Raw genomic sequence first — 3,296 nt, 5'->3', positions numbered from 1 at the left:
AGTCGTTTGAATGATTTCTTCTTGGTCTACGTGCCATAAAATACTCCATATATTGATGTTTATAACATCATTTGAGGAGCAGAGTATCACTTATAGGAGTTGTTCAAATTTCCGGATCCATCTCTAAGTGAGGAGGAAATGACTCTTACTATTCAGATGTTGTTTCAAGCTTTTTTTGATTGATAGAGTTTTATGTATTAAACTCTATATTGAAAGTAAATATATTGTAAAAATAGTATGTTATTTACTAATTGATTAAATTATTTACACTTATTCTGTATAATGCTCTATGAATTCATTACTTATTTTTTTAAATTAAAAATCATATGCAAAGCTTAAATGATGAAGAGTGTCGCCAAGTTGAAAGTGTAAAACAGCTTTTACAAAAAAATTTTAAAGATAAGCTTTATGCTATTTATTTATATGGTTCGTATGTTGATGGTGGTTTAAAACATAAAAGTGATCTTGATATTTTAGTTATTATTGAACGTGAAATTACCGATCAGGAAAGAAAACAATTAGCGCAGAATTTTCTAAATATATCTGTTCCGATTGGTCATGCTACAGCGCGTGCCTTAGAAATTACGATATTAGAAAAAGGGAGTATTACCAATAAAAATCATCCATATACATATCAGCTACAATATGGCGAGTGGTTGAGAGAAGAATTACTCAAAGGTGAATTACTTTATAGTCAATCTGATCCAGATATTAGTATTTTACTTAAAACTGCCCAATTACATAACATTACTATCTTTGGACCTGATATTTGCGATTGGTTAAATCCAATTAGCTATGAACAATTAATATTTGCCATGCAAAAAACTTATCCACAAATTATTGCTCATTGGAAAGACGATCAGGATGAATGTAATCAAATTTTAGCGCTATGCCGTATAGCTTATACATTAGATCATAAAACAATAGTTGCCAAGGATGTTGCTGCGACATGGTTTTTAGAATTCTTAAGTCAGATAGATCAAGACATTTTGCAACTCATAATAGATGAATATATTGGGCAAGGTCATGAGCAATGTTGGTTAGTTTTACATGATCAGCTTGCTAAAATTGTTAAAGAATTACAGCATAAAATTGAACCACTACTTTTTAACTGATGTGGAAGTAATGGATATGCTTCTTAGATTATTACCTCACTATATCTCTAAATACCGAAGAGACTTGATATTGCAAAGGGGGGCGTGGTTGGAGTTGCATGAAGATTTTAAATAAAAGCGGAGGAACTAGGGTAAAAGTTGCCAAAAAGTTTCTTCTGAAATGACTTTTATATTATGACGTTTAAGCAAAGCGGAGGTAACTCCATTGCCATAGATCTTATTCCCATTAAATTGACCATCGTAAATCATTGAACTACCACATGAAGGGCTATTTTCTTTAAGCACTACCAGAGTAGCTTTTAATAATTGAACTTTTTTTAAAGTTCTATATGCCCCTTCAATATAGATTGAAGTCACATCCTTTCCTGATTTTTCAATTACACAGGCTTTTCCATCTAAGACATCATCGCCATTACCTCCCGAAATCTCGGCAGGTTCGCGTGGTGTTGATAAACCGCCAAGAATCTCTGGACATACCATAGTAGCTTTTCCATCTTTGACTAATTTTTCGATTTTTTCGTTTAAGCTATGCGTCCCGTTATAACGTACCTTTAAGCCAGCCAGACAAGAACTTACTAAAATCATATTTCCTCTATGAAAAAGATATGTATCGATTTGCTATTTAGCCAGTACCTATTATTTTTTAAAATTAATAGGTTAGTGCTATGGATAAAACAAGAATTTAAATATGATCAATGCAAAGTGAGTTATTTTTTTTCTAACCCACAAAGCTTATAGATTAGTTTGATCCTTTTTGTTTAGAAAATTTATCAACAGTGATGTGTGCTGAATTAGCAGGAGACTTTCACTTGGGAGATTCTAGGCAGCTAACCGATAAAAGTCTTCTGCCATTTGATTTGGTGTCTTAAAATCCAAGCCTTTTTGAATTCTTCGCTGATTATAAAATAACTCTATATATTTTGTAATATCCGCTTTGGCTTCTTCCCTTGTTTTGTAGTTGCGATGATGGACTAGTTCATTTTTGAGTATGCCCCAGAAACTCTCTATCGGTGCATTATCAAAGCAGTCGCCTTTTTTGCTCATTGAACCCTGAAAATCAAATTTCTCAAGTAAGTTTCGATATTCATTACTGCAATATTGGCTGCCTCTATCTGAATGTACAATGAGATCTTTAGCAGGTTTCTGATTGCGAATAGCCATATTCAATGCATCACAAACAAGCTTGGCTGTCATGCGCTCATTTAAGCTATAGCCAACAACCTGTTTCGTGTAAAGATCTTTGACAGCTGCCAAGTACAACCAGCCCTCAGCCGTCCAAATGTAGGTAATGTCACTCGACCACGCAAGATTAGGCTTCGTCATTGAAAACTGTTGCTTGAGTAAATTGTCATAAATAGAACGGTTGTGATCACTGTTCGTGGTTCTTTTGAAACGCTTATGGCGCTTACAATACAACTGATTTGATTTTTTTATTTGGCGCACAGCATACGTACTTATTTTGATACCTTGCGCTTGTAAATGCTTGGTTAATCGAACATAGCCATAGCTTTGTTTGGTTTCTTCATGGGCTATTTTGACCAAAATTGTCTGCTGATTTCGCTGAATTGATCTTTTACTCATGCCTCGCTTTAGCCAATCATAAAAGCGAGAAACGGATACACGAAGTAATCGAGCCATTAAAATAATCGGAAATAAGTGGCTTTGCGATTTCATATAGGCGTACCTCACTGACTTTCTTTGGCAAAGTACGCTGCTGCCTTTTTTAAAAATTCACGTTCCATTTCAGCTGTTTTGAGCTGTTGTTTAAGCTTCTTATTTTCTTCGAGTAAGGCGTTTAGATCGGGCGAATACTGTTTTGTGCCTGCTAAAGTTCCAGCCTTTGCTTTGTTATTCCAGTTCGAAAGGGTTTGCATTGAAATGCCAAGTTGTCTAGCGGATTCCGATACATTACCTTGGTTCTCTTCAATGGCTTTTATGGCTTCAGCTTTAAATTCTGCGGTGTAAGTCTTCTGTTTCTTGCTCATGGTAAACTCCTAATGAGTATGTATAGTTTACCAAGTTAAACCCTCCTGTTTTTTAAGCACACATCAATAGAGTGGGAGTGACGGGCACTGGCTGGCAATGTCTAGCAACGGCAGGCATTTCGGCTGAGGGTAAAAGAACTTTCCGCTAAGCGATAGACTGTATGTAAACACAGTATTGCAAGGACGCGGAACATGC

Annotated in this window: 3 protein-coding genes; 1 reads left to right on the top strand and 2 read right to left on the bottom strand. The window is 35.3% G+C overall.

The features are described from left to right. The first annotated feature begins 326 nt into the window (after positions 1 to 326). Positions 327 to 1,115 (top strand): aminoglycoside adenylyltransferase domain-containing protein, encoded by a 789-nt coding sequence (locus FTV52_RS14295; RefSeq protein WP_038350081.1) that lies wholly within the window; start codon positions 327 to 329, stop codon positions 1,113 to 1,115. Between the two features lie 126 nt (positions 1,116 to 1,241). Here the strand turns inward: FTV52_RS14295 and FTV52_RS14290 are convergent, their stop codons facing one another. After that, positions 1,242 to 1,700, bottom strand: coding sequence for a DUF523 domain-containing protein (locus FTV52_RS14290; RefSeq protein WP_077170035.1), 459 nt, complete (start codon positions 1,698 to 1,700; stop codon positions 1,242 to 1,244). A 234-nt stretch (positions 1,701 to 1,934) separates the two neighbouring features. After that, a protein-coding gene (locus tag FTV52_RS14285; RefSeq protein ID WP_119285041.1) for an IS3 family transposase occupies positions 1,935 to 3,100 on the bottom strand; the annotation gives its coding sequence in 2 pieces (ribosomal slippage) (positions 1,935 to 2,842 and positions 2,842 to 3,100; 1,167 coding nt in all). Between the last annotated feature and the right edge of the window lie 196 nt (positions 3,101 to 3,296).

The organism is Acinetobacter sp. YH1901141 (assembly GCF_013416935.1).
Classification (GTDB): domain Bacteria; phylum Pseudomonadota; class Gammaproteobacteria; order Pseudomonadales; family Moraxellaceae; genus Acinetobacter; species Acinetobacter towneri.
The sequence above is the reverse complement of the archived record's forward strand: the minus strand, read 5'-3'. Positions and strand labels throughout refer to the sequence as shown.